The organism is Cryobacterium sp. M23 (assembly GCF_002929655.1).
Classification (GTDB): Bacteria; Actinomycetota; Actinomycetes; order Actinomycetales; family Microbacteriaceae; genus Cryobacterium; species Cryobacterium sandaracinum.
Genome location: NZ_PJJV01000080.1, coordinates 33,807 through 56,841, shown reverse-complemented (window position 1 = coordinate 56,841; position 23,035 = coordinate 33,807). Strand labels below are relative to the sequence as shown.

Genomic DNA, 23,035 nt, shown 5'->3' with positions numbered 1-23,035 from the left:
CTCCGACCTGGCCGCAGGCGAGCCGCAAGCGGCAGCACGATGAGCACGAGTACCAGCACCAGTACCAGCGCCATGAATCCCCCGGCGGATGCGTCCGCGGTCGACGGTCAGCGGTGGGCGCTCAGCGCGTGACGGTCAGGAAGGTGTCGCCCGACTCGAGCTGGGCGCCGGCCGTGACGGCATCCGCCAGCGTGATGTTCTCCGCCTTCTGTTCGAGGATGATCACGGGCACGATCGGGTTGCGTCCGGTGGCCTCGATGGCCGACACGTCCCAGGTGACGATGATGTCGCCGGCAGAGACGTGGTCGCCCTGCTGTGCGCGCAGGGTGAAGCCCTCGCCGTGCAGTTCGACGGTGTCGATCCCCAAATGCACAAGCACACCCAGACCGTCGGGGGAGACGATCACGTAGGCGTGCGGGAATACCTTGAGCAGCGTGCCGCTGATCGGGGCGATGGCGTCGACCACGCCGCGGGGCGGGTCGATCGCGGCGCCCGGGCCCACGATGGCCTGGGCGAAGGTGGGGTCGGGCACCTCGGCGAGCGCCACAGCGCGGCCGGGCACAGGGGAAAGGACGATCACGGGGGCGACCACGGAGGCGCTCACGGGTGCGGCCGGGCTCATAGCAGGTCCTCGATGTCCTCGGCCAGGTTGTCGGCTTCGGGGCCCACGACGACCTGCACAATGGTGCCGGAACGGAAGACACCGTGCGCTCCGGCGGCCTTGAGCGCCGCCTCGTTCACGGCCGCGGGGTCGGTCACCTCGGTGCGCAGGCGAGTGATGCACGCCTCGATTTCGACGATGTTGGTTTTTCCGCCGAGGGCGGCCAGGATCTGCGCGGCTTTGCTAGTCATCTTCTGTTCCTTCTGTGGTGGGCACTGCGACGGGCTCATCGACTGCGATTCGATCGAAGACCCGGGCCGCACTCGGTGTTGACAAGTGGGGTCCCTGCCTTCATGATCTAACTATTGGATCGTACCAGTACGGACCACTCAGCGGAAGTGGTACTACACCACTCGGGCTCGACGCCGACCGAACCGATCAACAAGTGAAAGGCAACGCCATGAGCCAGACCCAGGAGGAGAGCTCAATGCTCGCAGCCGGGCCGGTGTCCAAGCAAACGCAGCTGCGCTCGATCCTGCAGGATCTGGTCGAGGAGACCCTGGCTCCACACGCCGCGATTCCGCCCGAGCGCAAGCTGATGGCGAAATACGGCGTCAGCCGGTCGACCGTGCGGGAGGCCATCCGTCAGCTGGTCGAGGAGGGTCTGCTCTACCGCATCCAGGGCAAGGGCACCTTCGTGGCGGGCGAGCGCGTGCAGAGCGATCTGCATCTGGCCTCCTTCACCGAGGACATGCGCCGCCGCGGTCTTGTTCCGGCAACACTCCTACTGGCCACCGCGCTGATCGAGGCACCGCTCGATGTGCGGGCGGCACTCGGTCTGGGCGCGGGCGCCCGGGTGCAGGTCGTCGAACGGCTCCGGCTGGCCGGCGGCACCCCGATGGCCCTCGAACGCGGCTACTATCCGGCGGAGCTGCTGCCGAATCTTGGCGAGCAAGACCTCACCCGCTCCCTGTACGCGACGTTCGCGACCGAATACGGCCTGCGCATCGACAACGCCGAGCAGGCGGTCTGGGCGGATGCCGCCGGTCCCCGACTCGCGGAGACGCTGGGCGTCACCGCGGGGGCGCCGCTCATCGTCTTCCGTCGCACCTCGTCGGCGGGGTCAGCCGCCATCGAGTACGTCACGTCCTGGTACCGCGGTGATCGCTACCAGATTCACATGACCCTGAATCTCCGGCACCAGCTCTGATCTCCGGCCCGGCATGAGGCCGGGCCCCACACACCACACCCATCACAGGAGGAATTCATGTCCAGCATCACCGAAGACGCCGGGACGCGACGAAAAATACCGGGCCTGGGCCAGGCTCAGCGAGTCGGCCGCAGCCTTATGTTGCCCATCGCGGCGTTGCCTGCCGCCGGGCTGCTTCTCCGCATCGGTCAGCCTGACCTGCTCGGCGCCATTCCGGGCTTCGAAACGGGCGGAGCCGTCATCGCGTCGGCGGGCGGGGCGCTGTTCGGGGCCCTCCCGTTGCTCTTCGCGGTCGGCGTCGCGATCGGCTTCGCGAAGAAGTCCGACGGCTCGACCGCCCTCGCGGCCGTGGTCGGCTATCTCGTCTTCTCCAAGGTCGGTGAGGCGATGTCGCCTCTCGTACTGGGGCTGCCGGCCAAGGGTGACCCCCAGGTGCTCGTCGATTACAGCGTGCTCGGCGGCATCCTGATGGGTATCGTCTCTGCGGTGCTCTGGCAGAAATATCACCGCATCTCCTTGCCCAGCTACCTCGCCTTCTTCGGTGGCCGACGCTTCGTCCCGATCATCACCGCCGTGGTGGCGCTCGCACTCGGTGTTCTGCTCAGCTTCGTCTACCCGGCCTTCGCCGGCGGATTGACTGCCTTCGGCGATGTCGTCACCTCCAACGACATCTGGGGCGGCTTCCTGTACGGCACCACCAACCGGCTGCTCATCCCCGTGGGGCTGCACCACATCCTCAATTCCGTGGTGTGGTTTGTGATCGGCGACTACAACGGCGCCAGCGGCGACATCGCGCGGTTCTTCGCCGGCGACCCCACCGCCGGAACCTTCATGACCGGGTTCTTCCCGATCATGATGTTCGCCCTGCCCGCTGGAGCCCTGGCCATCTGGCATGAGGCGAAGCCGTCCCAAAAGAAGATCGTCGGCGGCATCATGCTCTCCGGTGCCCTCACCGCCATGCTCACCGGCGTCACCGAGCCCCTCGAGTTCTCGTTCATGTTCGTGGCGTTCCCCCTCTTCGTCATCCACGCGTTCCTCACCGGAACGTCGATGGCCCTGGTGAACGCACTGGGCATCCGCGACGGTTTCAGCTTCAGCGCGGGTCTGTTCGATTACGTGCTCAACTTCGGCCTCGCCGAGAAACCGCTCCTGCTCATCCCGATCGGGCTAGCGTATGGCGCGATCTATTACTTCCTGTTCCGCTTCGTGATCCGCAAGTGGAATCTGAAGACCCCCGGCCGCGGCGACGACGAGGTGCCCGACGCCAGTGCGCCGGACTCCGCCTCCTCGACGTCGGTCTAGTCCACACAATCCGGAATCTGGAGTACGAAAAATGGCTGAAGTAGTTTTTGTTGACAGTAAGGCAGCGGCGGGAACGCTCGCGGCGGCATCCATTCGCGCACTGATCACCCAGAAGCCCGACGCGGTGCTGGGTCTGGCCACCGGCTCGACCCCGCTCTCGGTCTATGCGGCGCTCGCCGCCTCCCTGGCGGAGAACCCGATGGACGTCTCCCGGGTGCGCGGCTTCGCACTGGACGAATACGTCGGCCTGCCCGCCGACCACCCGGAAAGCTACCGCTCCGTGATCACCCGCGACGCCGTCGTGCCGATCGGCCTCACGCCCGGGAACATCCAGGTGCCGAACGGCGACCTGGCCACGATCGAGACCGCGGGCGTCGACTACGAGGCAGCCATTCGCGCCGCCGGCGGCATCGACGTGCAGATTCTCGGCATCGGCCGCACCGGGCACGTCGGGTTCAACGAGCCGGGGTCGTCGTTCGCGTCGATCACGCGCATCAAGACCCTCGCCGAGAAGACCCGCGTCGACAACGCGCGGTTCTTCGCATCCCCCGACGACGTGCCGATCCACTGCATGACGCAGGGTCTGGGCACCATTCTGCGGGCCCGGCACCTCATTCTGCTGGCCTTCGGCGAGGAGAAAGCGGATGCCATCGCCGCCGCCGTCGAGGGACCGATCACGTCGAGCAAGCCGGGATCCGTCATCCAGCTGCACCCGCATGTGACGGTCATCGTCGACGAGGCCGCCGCCTCCCGGCTGGAGAACCTCGCCTACTACAAGTACGCCTGGGCCAATAAGCACGCCTGGCAGGGGATCTGACGCAGCACTCCCTGACTCGACCCTGACCCCCGTTCCTGCAACTCGCTGACTCCTGGAGACACCCTCATGACCCCGCCCGCACCCACCCCGGTCGACTCGATGCTCCTCGCTGCCCGGGCCGTGATCGCACCCGATGCGGTGCACACGCCGGGGTGGGTGGACATCCGTGCGGGGCTGATCGTGGCCTGCGGCGCGGGGGAGCCGCCCCGCCCTCCTGACCACGTCTTCGAGCAGAGCACCCTGGCGCCCGGCTACGTCGACATCCACACGCACGGCGGCGGCGGCAGCAGCTTCAACGACGCCGACACCGACGCAGCCGTGGCGCGGATCACCGCGACCCACCGGGCCCACGGCACGACCACGATGATGGCCAGTCTCGTCACCGGTCCCCTCGACGAAGTCGAGCGCACCGTGGCAGCCCTGGCCGGGCTGGTCGAACGGGGAGTGCTGGCCGGAATCCATCTGGAGGGCCCGTGGCTGAGTCCGGCTCACCGCGGGGCCCACGACGAGAGCTTGTTGCGCGAGCCTGATACTGAGACCGTCGACCGGTTGATGCGGGCGGGGCGAGGCACCGTGCGCATGGTCACCATCGCGCCTGAACTGGAAGGCGGGCTAGCGGCCGTGACGCAGATCGCGGGCCACGGGGCCGTGGCCGCGATCGGGCACACCGACGCGAACTACGACCTGACGCGGCAGGCGATCGCGGCGGGGGCCACGGCAGGAACGCACGTATTCAACGCGATGCGGCAGATTCACCAGCGTGAGCCCGGCCCGGCTCTCGCCTTGCTTGAAGACCCGAACGTCTTCGCCGAGCTCATCGCCGACGGCGTGCACCTGCACCCGGCCGTCGTGCGGTTCATCATCGAAAGCCCGTCGCGGCCCGTCTTCGTCACGGATGCCATGGCCGCCGCCGGCGCGGACGAAGGCGCCTACAAGCTCGGCGGCCTCGACGTGAGCGTCGCTGACGGCGTGGCGCGCCTGGCCGACGGCACGATCGCCGGCAGCGTGCTCACCCTGAGCGAAGCCGTGGGCTACGCCGTGCACACCGCCGGAGTGCCATTGGCCGTCGCGGTGCGGGCGGCCACCCAGAACCCGGCCGACATGATCGGCCTCCCGGACCGCGGTCGGCTCGCCGCCGGCCTCCGCGCCGACCTGATCGTGCTCGACGCGGGCCTGTGTGTCACGGCGACGATGCAGGCCGGGGTGTGGTGCGCGGAGTAGCACCCGCTCCCCGCTAGTGCCCCGCCCGCTCCCGCCCGCTCCCTCCCGTCCGGTCCCGCCCGCCCCCGTCCGCTCCCGCTGCCGTTCCTTCGCCAAGCCCCGAACGAATTCGACGGAGATTCTCATGAAAAAGTGCCTGGGAGGCCCATTTTCGGGCGTTTCAGGCAAAATCTCCGTCGAATTGGTTCGCGCAGGCTGTCCGAGAACCGAGCGGGATTCGAGGGCATCGAGCTCATCGCCGCGTTCGACCGGGACTCCAGCACGGCGGAACGCGACGAGGTGCTCCGCCTGGCCGGACTTCGCTGCCCGGTCTCGGACAACCTGGGCAACGCAACGCCCGTCATCGTGCGGCTCGCTGCCCCGGCCGAGCTGGCGGCAACGTTCGCCCCCGTGTAGCGACGGATGCTGTGGGCTGGGCGGGTAGGCATCCGTTTCAGCCTGCTCGACCGGCGGGCCACCCTAGATCAGCCGGCCGCTACCGCACCTTCAGCAGGATCGGGGCGGTGGGGCTCGCCTGCTGGAACTCGACCGTCTGATGCCTGGACTTGAGGAAGTCCGAGAACTGATTGAAGCCCAGCGCGCGTTCCTGAAACGTCGGGTCCAACCGTCGCATCGTGCTCTTCAGCGTGGCGGCATGCTGCCACTCCAGGTGGTTCGCGGCGAGGTGTTCCATCGCCCGCAGCAGCAGCGCCGTCGCCGCTTTCTTGGCCCTGGGGCTGAGATCGAGATCGACTGGCGGCACAGCGGGGCCGGCGGATGGCGCGGTCTGCCGAGGCGTCGCATCCGTCAGCGTCTGAGCCTTGCTCGTGGCGACGATCTTGGCGACCGGGGGCTTCTTCGGCGCCGTTTTCTGGGTTGCGGGTTGGGATTGGGCGACGGATGCCGTCACCACCGACGGCACCGGAGTGACGGGCGTCACGCGCATGACCCCGGGCAGCGAATCGTAGTCCGCGAACGTGTCGCAGGCCGCGGCCAGCGCGCTGCTCGTTGAGCCGGACACCCCGATGCCGATCACGACCCGGCCCAGCTGCTTGCAGCGCTGCACGAGCGGGATGTAGTCGGAGTCGCCGGCGACGATCACGATGTGGGTGAGATCGTCCAGGCGGAACAGGTGTTCCATCACGTCGATGGTCAGAGCGATGTCGGCACCGTTCTTCAGCGTCGACACGGCCGGGAACAGTTGGGTGAGGTTGACGGCACGATCGACCAGTTGCCTCCGGTAGCGCGCATTGACCGGCGCCGACCAATCGGCGTAGGCGCGGCTGACCGCGATCGGCCCGATGGCCGCCGCGTAGTCCAGGATCGCCCCGACGTCGACCAGGGCCTGCTGGATGTGCGTGGCGACCTCGGTCGCGGGCTGAATCGACACGCGGTTGCGCACCTTGTCCCGGCCGAAGGCGCCGTCGCCGTGCAACTGGTTGTACCGCGAGATGACGATGTTGTCGAAGTCGAGATAGACGCCGACTCGCGGATGCGATTGCTCAGACATGCGGATGCTCCTCCAGGGTTGATCTCCAAGACGAGCGTCGTGCAAGTCCCCCGGTTACAGCATCGCGGATGGGGGAGCGGGCCAGTGACTTCCGGTGCCGCACAGGACCCCCAGAACGGGAGGTCGGGCTGCCCCTCGGCCCTCACCGCACACCCCCGACCACTCCTCCACAAAACCACTTTGACCAGCTTATTCACACTCCCGTGCCACGGCCGTTGAATGTCAGTGGCACCCCGTAACGTGACTGCTATGACCACCTCAGTCAGCACCTCGCAGGCCCAGCTCGGCTCGCGTTTCGACGCGATAGCCGCCGTCGACCGCAGCCTCGCGCGGGGCTTCGCACAGCGGGCCGACCTGATCGATGACGCCCGCAGGTTCAGCGAAGCCACGGCCGCGAGCGCTCCCCGCAACACGAGCTCCCGGTGGGAACCCGACGAGATCGCCCGGTGCGAATTCTCGAGCGAACTGGCTTGCACCCTGCGTATTCCTGCACCCACTGCCGAGGGTCTGATCGCCGAGTCCCGGGCCCTGGCCGAAAACCTCCCCGGCACCCGGGCGGCGCTGCAAGCCGGCGAGATCAGCTACCGGCACGCCCAGGTGATCATCGGGCAGGCCGTCTCGGTGCCCGCCGCGGCGCTGCCCGATTTCGAGGAGGCGCTGCTGCCGGCCGCGCGCGCTCTGACGGCGGCCAAGCTCAAGCACAAGGCCCGCGTGCTCCGCGAGCGCCTGCACCCGGAGTCCATCACCGCCCGGCGGGAGAAGTCCTTCGCGGAACGCACCTCCTGGGTGCAGGCGGAACCCGACGGAATGGCGACGCTGAGCCTGACCACGAGCGCCGACGTCGTGCACGCCATCTTCGCCCGGGCGAACGACGCCGCGCGCAGCCTGCAGGGGCCGGGGGAGCCGCGTTCCCTCACCCAGGTGCGCACCGACGTGATGACCGATCTGCTGATCGACGGGGTGACTCCGTCGGGAATCGGCAAGGGCATCCGTGCCACGGTCCAGATCACGGTCCCGGTGATGACCCTCCTCGGCCACAGCGAAGAACCCGGCTACCTCGAGGGCTACGGGCCGATTGACCCCGACACGGCCCGCGACCTGGCCTCGCGAGCACCGAGCTTCACGCGCATCCTGGTTCATCCCGAAACCGGGGTCGTGCTCTCGGTCGGCCGCACACGCTACAAGGTGACGAAAGAGCTCCGGCGGTTCCTCCGCCTGCGCGACGAAACCTGCCGCTTCGCCGGTTGCAACCAGCCCGCGCGCGGCGCCGACCTCGACCATACCCATGAATGGCAAGACCTCGGCCACACCGCCCACGACAACCTTGCCCATCTCTGTCCGGGCTGCCATGCGTTGAAGACGGAGACCGGGTGGACGGTGAAACAAGAGCCAGGCGGCATCCTCACCTGGCACTCACCGACCGGACGCCCATTCGTGACGGAACCGGCCACCCCGATCGCCACTCCGGGTGCACCCTCGGGTGCGTCTCGGGCCGGCGCCGGGCCGCCGAGACCCGCCCGGCCGCCGCTGCCCGATGAGGCCCCGTTCTAACCAGCGCCGTTCTGACCGGCCCCGTTTCGATGCGAACGGATGCCCGACCGCCGCTACCAGGTGTCTGGACTACCGCTACCATCAAGCGCTATCAAGCGCTATCAAGTGCTATCAAGCGCTACTCGCCACAGGGCTTGCCCGGGATTGACAAAGGTGCGTCGTGGCAACTCGATGGTTTGCGCGCGACCGTGGGAGAGCGCGTACGTTCCGGTAGTGATCGTCCGCGTCGTTTTAGCCGTAACGAACCTGATCAATCAGCCGCTGCAATGACCTCTGAAGTGACGCGAACCCCTCCGGTTTCCGAGTCACCGTGGCCTCGTCCATGTAGACGTCCCGGCGAATCTCGAGCATCACCGAACTCACGCGTGCATCACTGCGGTAGTGCTTGAGCGGCACGTACGAGCCCGCGAACGGCGCATTGGCGTGCGCGTCGAGGTCAGGGAAGCATCCGCCAACCGTGGCCAGAAGGTCGACGGATGCGTGGAACGGCTCCGACCCGACGCAGAGCGGTGCCCGGTAGCCGCCGCCGTGCAGCTCATACGACAGCTCGGCCTCCGGGTAGGAATGAACGTCGAAGATCACGGCTCGCCCGTGCACGGCCAGTGTCGCGTCCACGCGCTCGGTGAACCGGGCCGAGTAGGTGGTGAAGTAGTCCATCAGGAGCTTCTCGTCGGCGGCGGACACCCGCCGGATCTCCTGTCGCCGTGGGTGTAGAGCACGCCCATGCCGACCGCGTTCATCTCCTCGGTTTCGTCGGGGAACCGCTCCACGTCGACCGCGAACCGGGAGAGCCCGTTGATGACCGCGCTCGCGCCCGTGATGGCGGCGACGAGTTCGTCGGTGAAGTGGTCGGTCATGACGTCTTTCTCGGCCTCCAACTCGGCCGGTGAGATGACATAGGAGTGCAGGTGCTTCGCCGGAATGGCACGCCCGCCGTGCGGTGCGTGCAGGATCACGGGTGACGTCGCCGAGTTGTCGATCGGGCGGAATAGCGCGGTTTCGGTGTGGGTGGTCATCGGGTGCCTCCAGGCCGTGACGGTCCCGGTCGGAAGGAGTTCAGGGTCTCAGGGGCCACCGACATTCGGTCACTGATGCTCCGTGGCCCCAGCTCTGGGGTGAAAGGAATGCACCACAGGAGACGTTCCGAGCAGAGACAAACTCCTGTTCTGGGCCTACCTTGGCGCGCAAGCGGGGTCATCTCGGGCTGCGACTGGAGCAACAAACAGAACGAGGGGGCCGCATGACTCGTGCGAAATGGCAACTGGAATCAGCCGATGAGTTCCGGAACGGACCCCAGGCCAAGGTGGTCGACTTCTGGCGTTTCGGGATGGGAGATGCGCGAACGAACAATCTGCGCGGCTACCTGGCCGAGTACGTGGTTGGCCTCGCCGTAGACGCAATTCCCGCGAGTCGAGTCGAGTTGGACGCGTACGACGTGCTGGCGCTCAGCGGCACCCGCATCGAGGTCAAGACCTCAGGCCTTGTTCAGGCCTGGAATGAGTCTGATCCGCGTTCTCAAACAAAACCGCGTTGGAAAGTGCGAAAGGGAAACGCCCACACTGACATTGGTGGGAAGCCGAAGCGACTTCACGCCGATGTGTATGTCTTTGCCTTGGTTACGTCGACCTGTTTGGCCGATTACGACCCGCTCGACCTCGATAAGTGGGAGTTCCGGGTGGCGAGCCGCTGGCAGATCGACGAGTTTGATCGGTCCACATTCACGCCGAGCAATTTGACCGTCGATGGAATTCAACCGGTTCGTTGGGCCGGACTCAAGGATGCCATAGCCGCGGCTTGGCCCCAGTCCGTGACCGACGAGATGTCGCTATTCGTTGCCATCAAGTTGGCCAAGGAGCGCCTCGGAGAGCGTAGCCAGGCTGGAATTGGGTCTTAGCACATGGAATCAAAGCATTTCTGGCAACCGCGCGCGCTTCTGAAGGAGTTGGAATCAGCAGGAGATTGGCCGCGTCTTGCGACAGTTTTCCTGACGCTCGAGTAGTCATCGATTCTGCAAGGGCGGCCCGCCCGTTCTGGGGCTGTAGTCAGCGTTCCCCGCCCGCTAGATTCGGCCCAGGGAATCGGGGGATCCATGAGTATTGAGGCGCCATCGATGAGGCAGCCTTCCACGCTCTTCCGATTAAACAGTGACGTAAAGGCGCCGTGGCATTCAGGACGACGGGTTGTTGAGACCGCTCTCGTTTTGTGCCTGATCCTCCCTCTTTCGGCGTGCTCAGGTTCGCGTCCGAATATACGAGAGGAGGCAATGTTTGAGGCCAGGATCACCATAGAGAAGGTCTCCGCCCTAGCCATCGAAAGCGCCATTGGCCACAACCTCGACAGCTACTTGGATGCGGTGTCCACAGGAGACGTCTGGCCCAAGCCGGCGTTCGCCACAATCCGCGAAGACACAGATGAACAGACGCCCGGTTGGGCTCGCGGAGCGGCGTTCGGCGCGGTAGTCGATCGATCAATGTCCTACCCGAAGGTGCTGGTTAGCTACGCCGCATCGGGGCAAAGCTCCACCGGAAGTGGATTCAATTCGAGGGTTGCCAACGTGTTGGTCTGCGTCAGCATCGAGGTCGAGTTCGTGGGCGACCGGGTTGATGTCTATATGCCCCCTTCTATCGCTGCCGTGGAATGTCCCGCCGACGTACAAAAATACTTCGGCGGGAACGAATTGGTCACGCTTGACGAGGTGTTTGCCGCATCTCCATGACGTTAGCGGCGGCCCAAAGTCACCGACTTTCGATAGCGCCAACCGCCACGGTGGCTGAAGACGGCTGTGAGGGGTCGCAAATCGACCTTCCTGAGTCGATTGAAGGTCGATTTCTGACCCCTCACGGCTTCGGCAGGGCGAATCAGGAGCCTCCGAATCGGTGTGGAGTCTGTTCCAGACCTGCCGCAGGCATCCATATTCACTGCCGCGACACCCCCACTGGGGACAAAAAAGCAGGCCAAAGCCCTCTTTCGCGGCGCGCCCCCACCTAGGCTTGAACTTTGCAGTAAAGCCAATCAGTTGGGGGACTGAAGCGTGAGTTCGGATAATGTGTTGCTCGCAACGGGGCGCTGGTCGTGGCGCACTGCGGGATCCTGATGGGCACGGTTTCCCTCTACCTGGTCGCGGTCTCCACTGTGCTGGCGCTGATCGGGTTCGTGCTGCGAACGGTGAGGCTCCTCCGGGACGCCCGGCGGGAGGCGGACAGGCTGCAGTACATGCAGATGTCTCCCCTGTGACGCCGGCTGAGCACCGCGCTGCCTCGGACTGACCGGCTCGTCTCGACCCTCAGTCGCGGAAGGTGAGCGCCAAAGCCCGATCGGCCTCGACACTCGCCCGGTGAAGTTCTTGATTAGCGGCCATTTCGGGGCGACGGCGGATGATGAGCCAGACGATGCCGAGCCCGATGAACCACACCGGCGTCACGACCAACGCCTGCAGCGTATCCGTCTTCTGGGTGAGCGCCCAGATCAGGAATACGAAGAACGCGAGCAGGACATAACTCATGTACACGCCGCCGGGCATTTTGAACTTGGATGCTGCGTGCAGCGCCGGGCGGCGCTTGCGATACACGATGTAGCTCACCACGATGATGGTCCACACGAAGATGAACAGCACCGACGCCATTGTTGTCACCACGGTGAACACGGCCATGATCGATGAACTCGAATACAGTAGCACAGCCGATATGAGCAGGAACATGCACGAGAACAGCAGGGCGTTGGCCGGCACCTTGTGGCGGGTCAGACGTTGGAACCGCCCCGATGCCGTGCCCTCGACCGACAGCCCGAAAAGCATTCTGGATGTTGAATACAGACCGGAGTTCGCTGAGGATGTCGCGCTCGTGAGCACGACGAAGTTGATCACGGCCGCGGCCCCGCCGAGCCCTGCGAGGGCGAACATCGCCACGAACGGGCTCACATCGGCGCGGACCTCACGCCACGGCGTGACCGTCATGATCATGATCAAGGCGAGAACGTAGAACAGCATGATGCGAATGGGAATGGAGTTGATTGCCTTGGGAAGGTTCTTCTCCGGGTGCTGCGCTTCGGCGGCCGTGGTGCCCACGAGCTCGACCCCGAGGAACGCGAACACGGAGAGCTGGAAACCGGCGATGAACCCCATCGGGCCGGTCGGGAACATCCCGCCGTCGTTCCACAGGTTGGTGAAACTCGCCGGGGTGCCGTTGGGGGACTGGAACTGAGTGAACACCATCACGAGGCCCACGACGATAAGCGTGACAATTGCCACGATTTTGATCAGCGCGAACCAGAACTCGGTCTCGCCGAACGCCTTGACGCTCGTGAGGTTGAAGCCGAGCAGAATCGTTACCGCCACGAGCGCCGGAATCCATAGCGGCAGATCGGGCCACCAGAAGCTCGTATACAGCGCGATCGCGATCAGCTCGGCGATGGCGGTGACGATCCAGCACACCCAGTACGTCCAGCTCGTGAAGAAGGCGGCCCACGGCCCGAGCAGGTCACCGGCGAAGTCGCTGAACGACTTGTATTCGAGGTTGGAGAGCAGCAACTCGCCCATGGCCCGCATGACGAAGAACAACATGAAGCCGATGATCATATAGACGAAGATCACGGACGGCCCCGCGAGGGAGATCGTCTTCCCCGAGCCCATGAACAGGCCCGTTCCGATCGCACCGCCGATGGCGATGAGCTGGATATGACGGTTCGAGAGCGATCGTGCCAGGTGTGGTTGCGCGTTCGGCGCTGGATGCGTGCTGGTTTTCACTTGCGACATCGGAGATACTTCCTTGTAGTCCAGGCAATGGGCACAGTGTCGGGGTCACCGATCTCTGCAGAAATTGTGGGTCGCGGATGCCGGGGCCGACCGATCAGGCCGTACCCGGCATCCGCGACCAGTGCTGCTAGACCAGCGCGAGCTCGACCTCTGAGACGAGGTCGGTCCAATCCGTGAGCGGTAGGTCGAGGGCGACGCTGACCGAGCGGTTCGCGACCCTTCCGGCGGCGATGTTCAGGCCACCGGCAAGGGCGGCGTCCCGCTCGAATGCTGCACGCACGCCACGGTCGGCAATCGACAAAGCGTAGGGCAGAGTCACGTTCGTCAGCGCGAGGGTCGACGTCTGCGGAACGGCGCCGGGCATGTTGGCGACGCAGTAGAAAATCGAACCGTGCACGGGGAAGGTGGGGTTCTCGTGCGTTGTGGCGTGTGTGCCTTCGAAGCAGCCGCCCTGGTCGACCGCGATGTCCACGAGCACGGAGCCCCGCTTCATGCGCGACACGAGCTCGTTGGTGACGAGCTTGGGGGCCTTGGCGCCGGGGATCAGCACGGAGCCGATCACGAGGTCGGCCTCGGTGACGGAACGGTTGATCTCGTAGGCGTTCGAGGCGATGGTCTTCAGACGTCCGGCGTACTGGGCGTCGAGTTCGCGCAGGCGGTCGATGTTGATGTCCAGGATGGTGACGTCAGCGCCCATCCCGATGGCCATGGCGGCGGCGTTGGAGCCAGCGACGCCGGCACCGATCACAGTCACCTTGGCGGCCCGCACCCCGGGCACCCCGCCCATCAGCATGCCCGGGCCACCACCCGGTCGGGTCATCGACGCGGCGCCGACCTGAACGGCGAGGCGTCCGGCAACCTCGCTCATCGGGGCAAGCAGCGGCAGTGAACGGTCAGCCTTCTGCACGGTCTCGTAAGCGATCGCGGTCACGCCGGACTCGAGCAGGGCGCTGGCGAGGGCGGGCTCGGCGGCGAGATGCAGGTAGGTGAAGAGGATCAAGCCCTCACGAAAGTACGAGTACTCGGCCGCGATCGGCTCTTTCACCTTGAGGATCATGTCGGCGCCGGCCCACACCTCGAAGGCGGTCTTGACGATGGTTGCACCGGCGGCTTCGTAGTCGGTGTCAGCGAAGCCGGAGGCGATTCCCGCGCCGGCCTGTACCAGCACGGTGTGGCCGTGAATCTTGGCTTCGTGCACTCCGGCGGCGGTGATGGCCACGCGGAACTCGTTGTTCTTGACTTCGGTTGGAACGCCAATGATCATGGGGAACTCCTGCTTCTTGTAGACGCCTGCTGATCGACTTTGGTCAGCTTTAAAACGATAAACCCGGATTTAAAGGCCGCCCGGCTCCGCCATGGGGACAACGGAGGCCGAGGGCAACTCCGTCGCGCGGTGCACAAGGCAGAAAATTGCCGTTTACACAGGTATTTGTCTTTCCTGAGGCCGGTGGTCAGGGGCGGATTCATCGTGCAGACACCCCGCAGTCGGCTCGACATCTGTAGCGCCCAGGTGCGTCGATCGTCTCCTGACGTCCACGCTGCTCCGTTAGATTGAATCTATGAAAACGGCCGATATTGACCAAGCAGTGGTCAACATCGCCGCGCGAATTGACCGGGCTCTCTCGCTTGAAGACCTCGACGGCGGGCTGCTCGCGTATAGCGCGCATCAACCCACGGCCGACCGAGTACGCACGAACTTTCTGCTGAGCAAGGTTGTTCCGCCCGATGTCAGCGCCTGGCAGCTCAGCCACGGTATCGCCTCGGCAGTGAAGCCGGTTCCCGTGCCGGCCAACGCCGACCTCGGAATGTTGGGCCGCGTGTGCGTGCCGCTGCTGGCACGTGGATTCCGGGTGGGGTATCTGTGGGTCCTCCAGCTCGACGACGAGCAAACGCCCGAGGTGATTCTGCGTGAGCTGCGGCTCATCCGCCCGGAGATGGACGCCCTCGCAGAGATGCTGCTCAACCGTTCCAGCGCCGATTCTAAAGCGCGGCGCACCGACGAGGCCCAATTCCTCGCCGCGTGCTTGGGGGACCGCAATGCCGGCGTGGCGGTGGACGGTTGGCCTGGTGTGCACGGGCGCGGACCCTGGCGGCTCGCCGCGCTGCTCGAGCGCGGTGACAACGCGCAGCGCGACCCCGCCAAGAGCAGCCTGCTGCACCGTCTCGCCGCACTCTATGCCACGCTTGGCATCAATACCGTGCTGTTCTCGGCCGGCACCGAAACGCATGCCGTTCTGCTGCTCCGAGACGAGATTGACGGCTTCGACCTGTCCGAGGTTCGAATGCGCTTTGAGTTCGAGGTGTCCCGCCGCGGTGGGCAGGTGGCTGCACCCGCCCTGATCGGGCTGAGCGAGCCCTTCACCGACCTGCGACGGCTGCCCGGTGCCTACTCCGAGGCGAGGAGCGCCGTGCAAGCGGCCAGGGTTGATACCCAGCTCGGCACGCTCGTATCGTTTCGCGCTACCGGGGTCTACCAATTCCTGGCCGTCGCAAGTCGAGACGTGTTGCCGTCCGAGTCAGCGCTCTTCTCCGAACTCCGGGCACTCGACCGAAACGGGGAACTGCTGCCCGTGCTCGAGATGCTCTACGACAAGAACGGGTCCGTGGCCGAGGTCGCAGAGCACCTGCATTTGCACCGAACCAGTATTTACAACCGGCTGGGACGCATCCGTTCCGCATTGGGCGTCGACCCGCTCGGCGGGCAGGCGCGCCTTGAGCTGCACCTGGCCCTCAAGGCCGACCGCTGGGCTGGCCGTCCGCGCCTCTGACGGGCCTGCCCGGATTGGTCTCAGACGTTTCGGTAGACGCGGGGAACGCGGGGACTGATGCGGGTGACCACTTCGTAATTGATGGTGCCGGCGGCCGCCGCCCACTCGTCAACGGATGCGTCGTCGTCGCCGGGGCCGAACAGCACCGCTTCGGCACCGATCACCGACGAGCCGGAGGCCACGAGTGCGGCCTCACCGAGGTCGATGACCATCTGGTCCATGGCGATGCGCCCGACCACGGGATAGGTCACGCCGTTGACTCGCACCGGGCCTCCCGTGGCGATGCGCGGAATGCCGTCGGCGTAGCCCAATGGAATCAGGGCGAGCGTCGTCGGGGCCGTGGTGCGGTAGTTGAGCCCGTAGGAGACGCCCTGTCCGGCGGGAACGTCTTTGCACACCGATACGAGCGTGCGCAAGGTCATCGCCGGGCGCAATCCGAGGTCGTTCGAGGTCTGGTTGGCGAACGGCGACAGGCCGTAGATGGCCAGCCCCGCCCGCACCAGATCGAAGTGCGTGTCGGGGCGGGACAGCGTGCCGGCGCTGTTGGCGAGGTGCCGCATTATCGGGCTCAGCCCCGCCTCCTGCGCCACAGCAACGGCCGTCGTGAATGCCGCAACCTGTTCGTCGGTCTCGACGCGGTCGGGTTCATCGGCCACCGCGAGGTGCGAGAAGATGCCCACGACGGTCACAGATCCGCTGGCTTCCGCCTGTCGGGCGCGGGCCACGAGGTCGGCCCACTCCGTGGGGGTGCTGCCGTTGCGGCCCAGACCGGTGTCAATCTTGAGATGAATGCGTGCGGTTTTTTGCTGCTGCTGCGCGGCCAGGGCGATGAGCGGCAACTCCCAGCCGGAGCATCCGAGATCAATGTCCGCGGCGATTGCCGCGGCGAAGTCGCTGTCTGTGGTGTTCAGCCAGGCCAGTACCGGCACCCGGATGGCCGCAGCGCGGAGTGCCAGTGCCTCCGATATGTGTGCCACGCCGAGCCACTCCGCTCCCGCCTCGAGCGCCGCGCGAGCGACGGGGAGAACCCCGTGACCGTAGGCGTCCGCTTTGACGACCGCCATCAGCCGGGCTGGGGCGGCGAGCGCAACGAGGTGGCGAACGTTGTGTCTGATCGCGTCGAGGTCGATCACGGCTGCGCGCTCCGGCAGCCGTTCGGTGGCGGTGGGCACGGCTGCTGATATCACACGTTGCAGCCTAACCCTCGGGTGGTGCGGCCCTGCGTTCATGGCTGAGCGCACCGGCGAGCGCGGGCCGTTCCTGGGATGCCGCAGGTATCCGCGGTGCAAGAGCACGCTTGCGCTGACCTGAGCGCGCCCGTGACGGGTCGTAAATGACCTCAACCGGGGCGCCATCCCGGTATCCAATCGGCTGGGGGCGGCCTAGCGTTCGCACTGTACGCGTCAACCCCGCTGTCCCCGCACTAGGAGGAGGAATCATGAACGTGAACCGAGCCGGGTCGGCCGGCATCCGTGTGAAGACTGCCCGCGACATCGAGTCGACCGGAGACGCCAGCGCTCTGGACCGGTACCTCATTGACAGTGCTGACTCGGGTGGAGCTATCGCGGTCGTGGAACACCTGCTGGCGCCGCGCACCCTCGCGGCACCGATCCACCGGCACAGCCGGGAAGACGAGTACAGTCTCGTGCTTGCCGGGCGGCTCGGAGTCTTCGAGGACGGCGACGAAGTCGTTGCCTCGCCGGGCGACCTGGTCTTCAAGCCGAGGGGTCGCTGGCACACCTTCTGGAATGCCGGCGAAGAGCCTCTGCGGGTGCTCGAGCTGATCGTGCCTGGCGGAATCGAACAGCTCTTCCGCCAGCTGGCCGAACCGGGGGGCGAGTACGACCCGGCAACGCTTCCGCCGCTGGCGGCTGAGTATGGCTGCGATGTGGACTTTGAGGCCACCATGCTCCTGGTGCAGCGGCACGGGCTCGTGTTCTGAGGCACCGACAACCCCTCACAGCGCCCGTGAGCATCCCCGACGCGGGCGATTGAAGGTCGATTGGTTGCCTCTCACGGGGTCAGCGTGGCCGACTCACCCCAGCGCGTGCCGAAACACCTTCGCCGGCTTGCCGACCACGCCCTGCTGGTAGGCAGCCGTCTCCACCAGCTGCCCCAGCATGTGGCGGCGGAACGTGTCCTTCCCGAGCGGCTCGCCCGCGATCGCCGAGTGCAGCCGCAGCAGCTCGAGCAGCGTGAACTCCGGCCCGAGCAGCCGCTCGGGGTCGGCGAACGCGCGATACGAGGCACGCAGGGTGCCCACCGCCATCTCGATGATCTTCTCGTGGTCGTAGACCGTGCCGTGCACCTCGGCCACGGGCGTCAGGTCGACCTGGGCGACGGATGCCTCCGGCACCACCACGAGATGCGCCACCGACAGCACCCAGCCCCGGTTGTCCCGGTCGGGGTCGTCGAAAACGCGCAACTGGCGCGGGCGCAACCCCTCGATCCGGGCCTTGTCGCGCAGGGACCGGAGCACGGCCTCGGCCAGCGTCTCGCGCTCGTGCACGAACGTTCCGGGCAGGCGCCAGCCGGTCTTGTTCTGCACGAGCGCCACACACAGGGCGCCGTCCTTCACCGTGAGCACCGCCGTGTCCACCGCCACCGACGGGCGCGGATAGTCGGTCAGGAGCTTGTCTGAACTGTCTCGAATTGCGGTCACCAGGTAATTATCGCAGGTTTGATCTATGTTGGTAATAGATCAAGTCTGATCGAATATGAACCCGAATTAAGGGGACCAGATGAACCACACACTTCACGTTGCACACGGCACCAGCTTCGGCGCCGTCGACCCGGTGCCCCTCGAACACGGCGGAGACGCCCACGGGGTCGCGCCGATACTGTCGAGGAGGGGGAAGTTGAGTCTGAGCGGCATCCGTCACCGTGATCGTCTGGTGCACGCCCCGGTGTTCGACACCATGCACCCGCAGATGGAATACGCCGGGGGGCACGCATGACTCTCACACGTCCGGAACGCTTCGACTACGCCTACCTCGGTGACGTCTCCACCCTGATCCGCCACCCCCACGACGACAACATTTGGCTCGGCGCGGCCGGGGCGCTCGACGCTCTGCCGGCCGAGATCGACGCGGTGGTCTCGCTCTGCCGGGTGGGTAGCAGGCAGGTGCCGGCGCGCATCCGTCATCACCTGCAGGTGCGCCTGATCGACCGGGATGACCCCGCGCAGAACCCGAACCTCGACTTCGTGCTCCTCGACACCATGAACGCCATCGCCGCGCTGCGCGCGGAGGGGCACACGGTGCTGGTGCACTGCGCGCAGGCGCAGAGCCGCACCCCGTCGGTCGCGGCGCTTTATGCAGCCCTGCACCGGGGCGTGCCGATCGAGAGGGCGCTCGCCGAGGTCGTGTCGGCGCTGCCCGTGGCGGCGCCGAAGCGGTTCCTGCGCGAGGCCATTGTTCGGCTGAGTGCGACCGATGGTCGAGCTTGTTGAGACCCCGGCGCTGGTTTCGACAAGCTCAACCACCGACGGATGCCACCCCACAACTGAACACGACCCCCAAGGAGACACCAGCATGAGCGACGCGGCATCGAACGATTCCGGCAACAATTTCGTGACCAACGATGACGACGGCGAAGGTGGGGGTGACGGCTTCGAGGAGTACAACCCGCCGGCCGACCGGTTCCTGACCGCGCAGGTGTGGTGGATCGCGAGCGAACTGGTGCGGCGGCATCCGCACCTGCGAATCTCGGGTCACGAGGTCCCCGGCGACGGCCGCCTGGTGATCGTGCATGACGAGCAGGACGGCATGAGCATCCAGTGGGATCTCGTCGGCGGCTGCAAGTTCCTGGTCAACGGGGTCGTGAACAGCATCAGCTGGATCGAGATGATGGCGGCCATCAGCCCGCACGAGACCGTCAAGCGCATCGAGGTGGCGACCGGCCTCGGCGTCCCGAAGGCCACGCCGGTCACGACGCCGCGGTCGCTGACCTACCGGGTGATGGCCAGCGCGCTGGCCACCGCGGTCGACGACCGGCACGAGTGGTACGCAGTGCCGGCCCCGATGATGCCGACTGACGACACCGACTGCCCGTACTTCAACTCGTTCCCGACCGCGATTGAGGCCCGCGACGACTACGCCCGGGCGGCGCTCCAGCAGCTCGTGACGACCGGACGCGGCATCCACTTCTTCCAGCCGTTCTGGGCGCTGCTGCGCAACCTCGAGCCGATCGCCATCTTCGATGCGGCCGGCGTGATCCACACGGTGATGGGCGCGACCGAGCTGATGCCGGCCTACGAGTACATCGACCGCAAGCTCGCCCTCACCACGGCCCGCGTTCTGGGCCCGTACTTCCCCTGATGACACCTGAACCAAGGAGCACCGCCATGACGCACCACGAACAGCCCGCACCCAAGAAGATCCTCTACGTCGACCTCGACAACACCCTCGTCGACTTCCCGAGCGGCATCTCGCGGCTGAGCGCGCGGGACCAGATCGAGTACGAGGGTCACTACGACGATGCTCCCGGAATCTTCGCCCTGATGGCCCCGTTGCCGCACGCCCTGGAGGCCTACCGAGAGCTGGCCCAGCACTTCGACACCTACATTCTGTCCACGGCGCCGTGGCACAATGCCTCCGCCTGACACGACAAGGTGCTGTGGGTGCAGAAGCACCTGGGCCTGACGAGTGAGAGCGTCGCCTACAAGCGGCTAATCCTCTCGCACCACAAGAACCTCAACCGCGGCGACTTCCTGGTCGACGACCGTTCGGCCAATGGTGCGGGCGAGTTCGAGGGGGAGTGGCTGCAGTACGGGCCGGATGCTGCGTTCCCGAGCTGGGCATCCGTCACCGACTACCTGCTGGCGCGGGCTCAGCCCTCGATGGCGGATGCAACGACTGACCTCGGCAGGGCGCGTCAGCTGTAAGGGGCAGCTGACTGGCCGGGGATCGTGGGCGTGGAAAAACGTCTCGAGGACTTAGGTTGGACACTATGATTCGGGACGAGTTCCACCCATCGGATTTCAGTTCACATGACCTTCTGCGGCAATACGCGGGCATTCTCAGTGAGCTTCGAGCCCGAGGGGTCATCCGTACTCTCAACGCCCCTTCAGGCGACCTGGCGGAGACTCTTACCGAACGCGCCTACCGGGGTGCATTGGCACCGAACAGCGAAAAGAGCTGGGATGTCAGGGCCGCTGACGGCGGTCTTCTGCAGGTGAAATCCCGGGTGATCGCCGCGAGTGCGCGTTCCAAACCAGTGCAATTCTCCGTCTTCCGATCGTGGGACTTCGACGCTGCAGTGTTCGTTGTGCTTGCGGCGGAAACCTATGAGGTTCTCGGTGCATTTGAAGTGGAATCCACCGTCGTGCAGGCGCGGGCCAGGGCGGCCGCTTGGGTCGGTGGCGAGATCATCACGCTGTCGCTGGTGGGTCTCGCCGCCTTGCCTGACTACATCGACGTGACTGCTCGACTCCAAGCGGCTCTCGAGTCGTTGGACCTGCCGATGGCTGAGAACGACCTTCCCGCGGCCCAGGAGCACTGAACCGCAGGGCAGACTCCGGACCGCAGGGATTCCCGTCTCCCACATCCGGTCCGCCTACCTCGACAACACGCTCGTTGGTTTCTTGAACGGTATTCGGGAATCGACTAGCCGTCCTCTCCAAGTCCGAGGTCTCGGAAGGCCTGTGCGATGACCTTCCAAGCTGGCGTATGTACTCCGTTTGATTTTCCTTCCCGGTAGAAGTTCATCAGACCCTCTCGAAGCACCTTTTCCGCGGGATTGAGCGCATCCTCGTACCCCTCTGACAGAAGATATGAATGGCTATCCGTTGAGAAGGCCAACAGTGCGTCGAGAAAGATCTCGAGTATGCGGGCGGATTCTGCGACGCTCTCGTCGCCTTCCCACTTACCCATGCTGATGAGGTCGAGCTTCTTGTTCCAGAGCATGTCATTCAGGGGATTGGCGTGCAGGGTCAGGGCCGTCGCTATCGGTTGCGTGCTGTCTGCATCTTGCGGCAGCGCTCGCCGGACGTCATGGATGATTTCGTGGAAGTGATCATCTTTGAGGCCAAATCCGACGAACAGTAGATGGTGGGTGATCAAGGTTGCCTTGACCACGGCCGACAGTGCGTCACGGGTGGTGTTGAACCCGAGGTAATCATCCCTGGTCAGAACAATGCTCTCCGGATTCGTTACGGACCCATGCAGCTTCAGCAGCCATTTCTTCCCATTAACCTTGCTGTCAGGAATGACAGTCCGATTTTCGCCGATGTCGGCTGAGGCCAGCTCAAAGAGAGAGTCGTAATTTAGGGTGATTGCTTGCTCGGTGCGCAGGCCGGCCAGAAGCGCCGGCGCCAGACCGTACCGGGTGAGTGCGACGTGCCGAGCGATTTCCTCGTTGAAGCTGGCACGCGGTTCGCTGGTAGTCGTGACACCGTTTTCGTAGCGTGCACGCAGGTAACCTGCCTGGTCGAGTGCAGACATCCCCGGCTCCAAGAGGCTTGACGTCTCCGCCTCAGTGAGCTTCGCGTCGGCCGCGAGGGCTTCGATCAGCCCTTTCCAGGAAGGGGCGCCCGCGCTCACGCTCGTTCCTGCTCCCATGAACGGCACAAGGCGACCGGACTGCGCCAACAATGCGAGTTCTTTTGCCTTGTCGAGCAATTTGACGTGTTCAAGCTCCGCCCAGTAATCGGGTGAGTCCTGCCGGATGACCTGAGCGAGCGCGAACATTCGCTCGTCGCGGAGCACGAGCACGATGTCAACGCCATGTTCGCCAGCAGAGGTCCGGGCTTGCTCGAGGATCACCCGCAATATGTCGCCTTTGCGCAGGTGCCCGCCGCCGCCCGCTGTGCCGAACGACGGCATCGCCAGCAAAGGATTCCGGCGAGCGCCATTCACCTTCGTGGCTGCGGCGATTCGCTCCTTGGCGGCGACAGCTCCGACCCGGATGAACTCAGCGATCCTCGGACGGAGTTCCGCGGCATCGGTGAATCCTGTGAGCGGGACCGCGGTCAGGATCGGAAGTGGTGAGGCGGCATCCCAATCCTGCAGAGGAAGGCTGAACAAGGACCCTGACGAATACCTTTTGTTCCGAGTCTTGGTAACCGATTCCGAAAGCCCGTCAACAGTCGTCGTCCAATGGTCTCGAACGTCGTATCGGGAGTCGCTTGGCAGCATCCACGCATCGCATCTCAGGTGGGTGATATCGCCCATGATTACGTATACGTGTGATTGCGTCATGCCTGATTCTTACATTTCTGCATTACGACTCAGCCCATCGAACGCGGTGCGGTTGATCCGGTTGTTACGGGCGCTGCCCCCTTGCGTTCGGGGCCGTAGGCTTTCGTCTGTATAGCTAGCCGATCAG

Annotated in this window: 26 protein-coding genes and 1 pseudogene; 18 read left to right on the top strand and 9 right to left on the bottom strand. The window is 65.3% G+C overall.

Annotated elements, in window-relative coordinates:
* Positions 1-121: 121 nt before the first annotated feature.
* Together CXY82_RS14145 and CXY82_RS14140 are read right to left on the bottom strand one after the other, a co-directional pair.
* The gene (locus CXY82_RS14145; protein ID WP_104171486.1) at positions 122-622 is read right to left on the bottom strand and encodes a PTS glucose transporter subunit IIA; all 501 of its coding nucleotides are present in this window, start codon (positions 620-622) and stop codon (positions 122-124) included.
* On the bottom strand, positions 619-891 hold the full coding sequence (locus tag CXY82_RS14140) for a glucose PTS transporter subunit EIIB (RefSeq protein ID WP_255408595.1): 273 nt from the start codon (positions 889-891) through the stop codon (positions 619-621). Before CXY82_RS14140 ends, CXY82_RS14145 begins: the two co-directional genes overlap by 4 nt.
* 170 nt (positions 892-1,061) lie before the next feature.
* Here CXY82_RS14140 and CXY82_RS18395 point away from each other — a divergent pair, with 170 nt between their 5' ends.
* The 5 genes from CXY82_RS18395 to CXY82_RS14115 all read left to right on the top strand — a co-directional run bounded on the left by CXY82_RS18395 (position 1,062) and on the right by CXY82_RS14115 (position 5,547).
* Positions 1,062-1,811, top strand: a complete 750-nt coding sequence (locus tag CXY82_RS18395) for a GntR family transcriptional regulator (protein WP_104171485.1) — start codon at positions 1,062-1,064, stop codon at positions 1,809-1,811.
* Between the two features lie 57 nt (positions 1,812-1,868).
* Positions 1,869-3,113 carry a PTS transporter subunit EIIC gene (locus tag CXY82_RS14130; RefSeq protein WP_104171484.1) on the top strand — a complete coding sequence of 415 codons (1,245 nt, stop codon included), beginning with the start codon at positions 1,869-1,871 and terminating at the stop codon, positions 3,111-3,113.
* Between the two features lie 31 nt (positions 3,114-3,144).
* Entirely contained in the window at positions 3,145-3,930 is a 786-nt protein-coding gene (locus CXY82_RS14125; RefSeq protein WP_104171483.1) for a glucosamine-6-phosphate deaminase, read from the top strand.
* Positions 3,931-3,996: 66 nt separating this feature from the next.
* A complete protein-coding gene (nagA, locus tag CXY82_RS14120) occupies positions 3,997-5,151 on the top strand; it encodes an N-acetylglucosamine-6-phosphate deacetylase (protein WP_233199355.1) in 1,155 nt (384 codons plus the stop codon).
* Positions 5,152-5,283: 132 nt separating this feature from the next.
* Positions 5,284-5,547 carry a hypothetical protein gene (locus CXY82_RS14115; RefSeq protein ID WP_104171482.1) on the top strand — a complete coding sequence of 88 codons (264 nt, stop codon included), beginning with the start codon at positions 5,284-5,286 and terminating at the stop codon, positions 5,545-5,547.
* Positions 5,548-5,626: 79 nt separating this feature from the next.
* On the opposite strand, the gene CXY82_RS14110 is transcribed toward CXY82_RS14115, so the two are convergent.
* Positions 5,627-6,640, bottom strand: a complete 1,014-nt coding sequence (locus CXY82_RS14110) for an NYN domain-containing protein (protein WP_104171481.1) — start codon at positions 6,638-6,640, stop codon at positions 5,627-5,629.
* Between the two features lie 249 nt (positions 6,641-6,889).
* On the opposite strand from CXY82_RS14110, the gene CXY82_RS14105 reads away from it, so the two are divergent.
* The gene (locus tag CXY82_RS14105; protein ID WP_158252200.1) at positions 6,890-8,191 is read left to right on the top strand and encodes an HNH endonuclease signature motif containing protein; all 1,302 of its coding nucleotides are present in this window, start codon (positions 6,890-6,892) and stop codon (positions 8,189-8,191) included.
* A 231-nt stretch (positions 8,192-8,422) separates the two neighbouring features.
* Here CXY82_RS14105 and CXY82_RS18115 read toward each other — a convergent pair.
* Positions 8,423-9,207 (bottom strand): annotated as a pseudogene (locus CXY82_RS18115) (N-formylglutamate amidohydrolase).
* 224 nt (positions 9,208-9,431) lie between these two features.
* Here CXY82_RS18115 and CXY82_RS14090 point away from each other — a divergent pair.
* The 3 genes from CXY82_RS14090 (at position 9,432) to CXY82_RS17405 (ending at position 11,425) form a co-directional block, all read left to right on the top strand.
* Entirely contained in the window at positions 9,432-10,085 is a 654-nt protein-coding gene (locus CXY82_RS14090; protein ID WP_104171477.1) for a hypothetical protein, read from the top strand.
* A 369-nt stretch (positions 10,086-10,454) separates the two neighbouring features.
* Complete coding sequence (locus CXY82_RS14085; protein ID WP_104099486.1) at positions 10,455-10,907, top strand: hypothetical protein; 453 nt, start codon at positions 10,455-10,457, stop codon at positions 10,905-10,907.
* A gap of 377 nt (positions 10,908-11,284) precedes the next feature.
* A complete protein-coding gene (locus CXY82_RS17405; protein ID WP_158252199.1) occupies positions 11,285-11,425 on the top strand; it encodes a hypothetical protein in 141 nt (46 codons plus the stop codon).
* A gap of 49 nt (positions 11,426-11,474) precedes the next feature.
* Here the strand turns inward: CXY82_RS17405 and cycA are convergent, their stop codons facing one another.
* Positions 11,475-12,941, bottom strand: a complete 1,467-nt coding sequence (cycA, locus tag CXY82_RS14080) for a D-serine/D-alanine/glycine transporter (RefSeq protein ID WP_104171476.1) — start codon at positions 12,939-12,941, stop codon at positions 11,475-11,477.
* A 127-nt stretch (positions 12,942-13,068) separates the two neighbouring features.
* On the bottom strand, positions 13,069-14,205 hold the full coding sequence (ald, locus tag CXY82_RS14075; protein ID WP_104171475.1) for an alanine dehydrogenase: 1,137 nt from the start codon (positions 14,203-14,205) through the stop codon (positions 13,069-13,071).
* A 295-nt stretch (positions 14,206-14,500) separates the two neighbouring features.
* On the opposite strand from ald, the gene CXY82_RS14070 reads away from it, so the two are divergent.
* A complete protein-coding gene (locus tag CXY82_RS14070; protein ID WP_104171474.1) occupies positions 14,501-15,709 on the top strand; it encodes a CdaR family transcriptional regulator in 1,209 nt (402 codons plus the stop codon).
* 20 nt (positions 15,710-15,729) lie between these two features.
* Here CXY82_RS14070 and alr read toward each other — a convergent pair whose 3' ends face one another.
* Positions 15,730-16,896 carry an alanine racemase gene (gene alr, locus CXY82_RS14065; RefSeq protein ID WP_233199354.1) on the bottom strand — a complete coding sequence of 389 codons (1,167 nt, stop codon included), beginning with the start codon at positions 16,894-16,896 and terminating at the stop codon, positions 15,730-15,732.
* A 40-nt stretch (positions 16,897-16,936) separates the two neighbouring features.
* Here alr and CXY82_RS18690 point away from each other — a divergent pair, with 40 nt between their 5' ends.
* The gene (locus tag CXY82_RS18690; RefSeq protein ID WP_104171472.1) at positions 16,937-17,020 is read left to right on the top strand and encodes a topoisomerase DNA-binding C4 zinc finger domain-containing protein; all 84 of its coding nucleotides are present in this window, start codon (positions 16,937-16,939) and stop codon (positions 17,018-17,020) included.
* 127 nt (positions 17,021-17,147) lie between these two features.
* Positions 17,148-17,651, top strand: coding sequence for a cupin domain-containing protein (locus tag CXY82_RS14055; protein WP_104171471.1), 504 nt, complete (start codon positions 17,148-17,150; stop codon positions 17,649-17,651).
* Between the two features lie 93 nt (positions 17,652-17,744).
* On the opposite strand, the gene CXY82_RS14050 is transcribed toward CXY82_RS14055, so the two are convergent.
* A complete protein-coding gene (locus CXY82_RS14050; RefSeq protein ID WP_104171470.1) occupies positions 17,745-18,371 on the bottom strand; it encodes an NUDIX domain-containing protein in 627 nt (208 codons plus the stop codon).
* A gap of 79 nt (positions 18,372-18,450) precedes the next feature.
* Here CXY82_RS14050 and CXY82_RS14045 point away from each other — a divergent pair, with 79 nt between their 5' ends.
* The 6 genes from CXY82_RS14045 (at position 18,451) to CXY82_RS14025 (ending at position 21,211) form a co-directional block, all read left to right on the top strand.
* Positions 18,451-18,666: a hypothetical protein gene (locus CXY82_RS14045; protein WP_104171469.1), complete on the top strand. Its 216-nt coding sequence runs from the start codon at positions 18,451-18,453 to the stop codon at positions 18,664-18,666.
* A complete protein-coding gene (locus CXY82_RS14040; protein WP_146069142.1) occupies positions 18,663-19,160 on the top strand; it encodes a dual specificity protein phosphatase family protein in 498 nt (165 codons plus the stop codon). Before CXY82_RS14045 ends, CXY82_RS14040 begins: the two co-directional genes overlap by 4 nt.
* Positions 19,161-19,242: 82 nt before the next feature.
* Positions 19,243-20,028, top strand: a complete 786-nt coding sequence (locus CXY82_RS14035) for a hypothetical protein (RefSeq protein WP_104171468.1) — start codon at positions 19,243-19,245, stop codon at positions 20,026-20,028.
* A gap of 26 nt (positions 20,029-20,054) precedes the next feature.
* Positions 20,055-20,312 carry a hypothetical protein gene (locus CXY82_RS17665; RefSeq protein WP_199180977.1) on the top strand — a complete coding sequence of 86 codons (258 nt, stop codon included), beginning with the start codon at positions 20,055-20,057 and terminating at the stop codon, positions 20,310-20,312.
* 9 nt (positions 20,313-20,321) lie between these two features.
* Complete coding sequence (locus CXY82_RS17660) at positions 20,322-20,594, top strand: hypothetical protein (RefSeq protein ID WP_304481775.1); 273 nt, start codon at positions 20,322-20,324, stop codon at positions 20,592-20,594.
* A 65-nt stretch (positions 20,595-20,659) separates the two neighbouring features.
* Complete coding sequence (locus CXY82_RS14025) at positions 20,660-21,211, top strand: hypothetical protein (RefSeq protein ID WP_104171467.1); 552 nt, start codon at positions 20,660-20,662, stop codon at positions 21,209-21,211.
* A 104-nt stretch (positions 21,212-21,315) separates the two neighbouring features.
* Here the strand turns inward: CXY82_RS14025 and CXY82_RS14020 are convergent, their stop codons facing one another.
* On the bottom strand, positions 21,316-22,881 hold the full coding sequence (locus tag CXY82_RS14020; protein ID WP_146069141.1) for an SIR2 family protein: 1,566 nt from the start codon (positions 22,879-22,881) through the stop codon (positions 21,316-21,318).
* Between the last annotated feature and the right edge of the window lie 154 nt (positions 22,882-23,035).

What these genes read in the sequence shown, in the direction of transcription:
- nagA (WP_233199355.1), top strand. Translation starts at nt 3,997, where the DNA reads ATGACCCCGCCCGCACCCACCCCGGTCGACTCGATGCTCCTCGCTGCC.
- CXY82_RS17665 (WP_199180977.1), top strand. Translation starts at nt 20,055, where the DNA reads ATGACGCACCACGAACAGCCCGCACCCAAGAAGATCCTCTACGTCGAC.
- CXY82_RS14025 (WP_104171467.1), top strand. Translation starts at nt 20,660, where the DNA reads ATGATTCGGGACGAGTTCCACCCATCGGATTTCAGTTCACATGACCTT.
- CXY82_RS14085 (WP_104099486.1), top strand. Translation starts at nt 10,455, where the DNA reads ATGTTTGAGGCCAGGATCACCATAGAGAAGGTCTCCGCCCTAGCCATC.
- CXY82_RS14140 (WP_255408595.1), bottom strand. Translation starts at nt 891, where the DNA reads ATGAGCCCGTCGCAGTGCCCACCACAGAAGGAACAGAAGATGACTAGC.
- CXY82_RS14105 (WP_158252200.1), top strand. Translation starts at nt 6,890, where the DNA reads ATGACCACCTCAGTCAGCACCTCGCAGGCCCAGCTCGGCTCGCGTTTC.
- ald (WP_104171475.1), bottom strand. Translation starts at nt 14,205, where the DNA reads ATGATCATTGGCGTTCCAACCGAAGTCAAGAACAACGAGTTCCGCGTG.
- CXY82_RS14020 (WP_146069141.1), bottom strand. Translation starts at nt 22,881, where the DNA reads ATGGGCGATATCACCCACCTGAGATGCGATGCGTGGATGCTGCCAAGC.
- CXY82_RS14070 (WP_104171474.1), top strand. Translation starts at nt 14,501, where the DNA reads ATGAAAACGGCCGATATTGACCAAGCAGTGGTCAACATCGCCGCGCGA.
- CXY82_RS14125 (WP_104171483.1), top strand. Translation starts at nt 3,145, where the DNA reads ATGGCTGAAGTAGTTTTTGTTGACAGTAAGGCAGCGGCGGGAACGCTC.
- CXY82_RS14040 (WP_146069142.1), top strand. Translation starts at nt 18,663, where the DNA reads ATGACTCTCACACGTCCGGAACGCTTCGACTACGCCTACCTCGGTGAC.
- CXY82_RS14145 (WP_104171486.1), bottom strand. Translation starts at nt 622, where the DNA reads ATGAGCCCGGCCGCACCCGTGAGCGCCTCCGTGGTCGCCCCCGTGATC.
- CXY82_RS14090 (WP_104171477.1), top strand. Translation starts at nt 9,432, where the DNA reads ATGACTCGTGCGAAATGGCAACTGGAATCAGCCGATGAGTTCCGGAAC.
- CXY82_RS14035 (WP_104171468.1), top strand. Translation starts at nt 19,243, where the DNA reads ATGAGCGACGCGGCATCGAACGATTCCGGCAACAATTTCGTGACCAAC.
- CXY82_RS14110 (WP_104171481.1), bottom strand. Translation starts at nt 6,640, where the DNA reads ATGTCTGAGCAATCGCATCCGCGAGTCGGCGTCTATCTCGACTTCGAC.
- CXY82_RS14055 (WP_104171471.1), top strand. Translation starts at nt 17,148, where the DNA reads ATGAACGTGAACCGAGCCGGGTCGGCCGGCATCCGTGTGAAGACTGCC.
- CXY82_RS14130 (WP_104171484.1), top strand. Translation starts at nt 1,869, where the DNA reads ATGTCCAGCATCACCGAAGACGCCGGGACGCGACGAAAAATACCGGGC.
- cycA (WP_104171476.1), bottom strand. Translation starts at nt 12,941, where the DNA reads ATGTCGCAAGTGAAAACCAGCACGCATCCAGCGCCGAACGCGCAACCA.
- CXY82_RS18395 (WP_104171485.1), top strand. Translation starts at nt 1,062, where the DNA reads ATGAGCCAGACCCAGGAGGAGAGCTCAATGCTCGCAGCCGGGCCGGTG.
- CXY82_RS17405 (WP_158252199.1), top strand. Translation starts at nt 11,285, where the DNA reads ATGGGCACGGTTTCCCTCTACCTGGTCGCGGTCTCCACTGTGCTGGCG.
- CXY82_RS14045 (WP_104171469.1), top strand. Translation starts at nt 18,451, where the DNA reads ATGAACCACACACTTCACGTTGCACACGGCACCAGCTTCGGCGCCGTC.
- CXY82_RS18690 (WP_104171472.1), top strand. Translation starts at nt 16,937, where the DNA reads ATGGCTGAGCGCACCGGCGAGCGCGGGCCGTTCCTGGGATGCCGCAGG.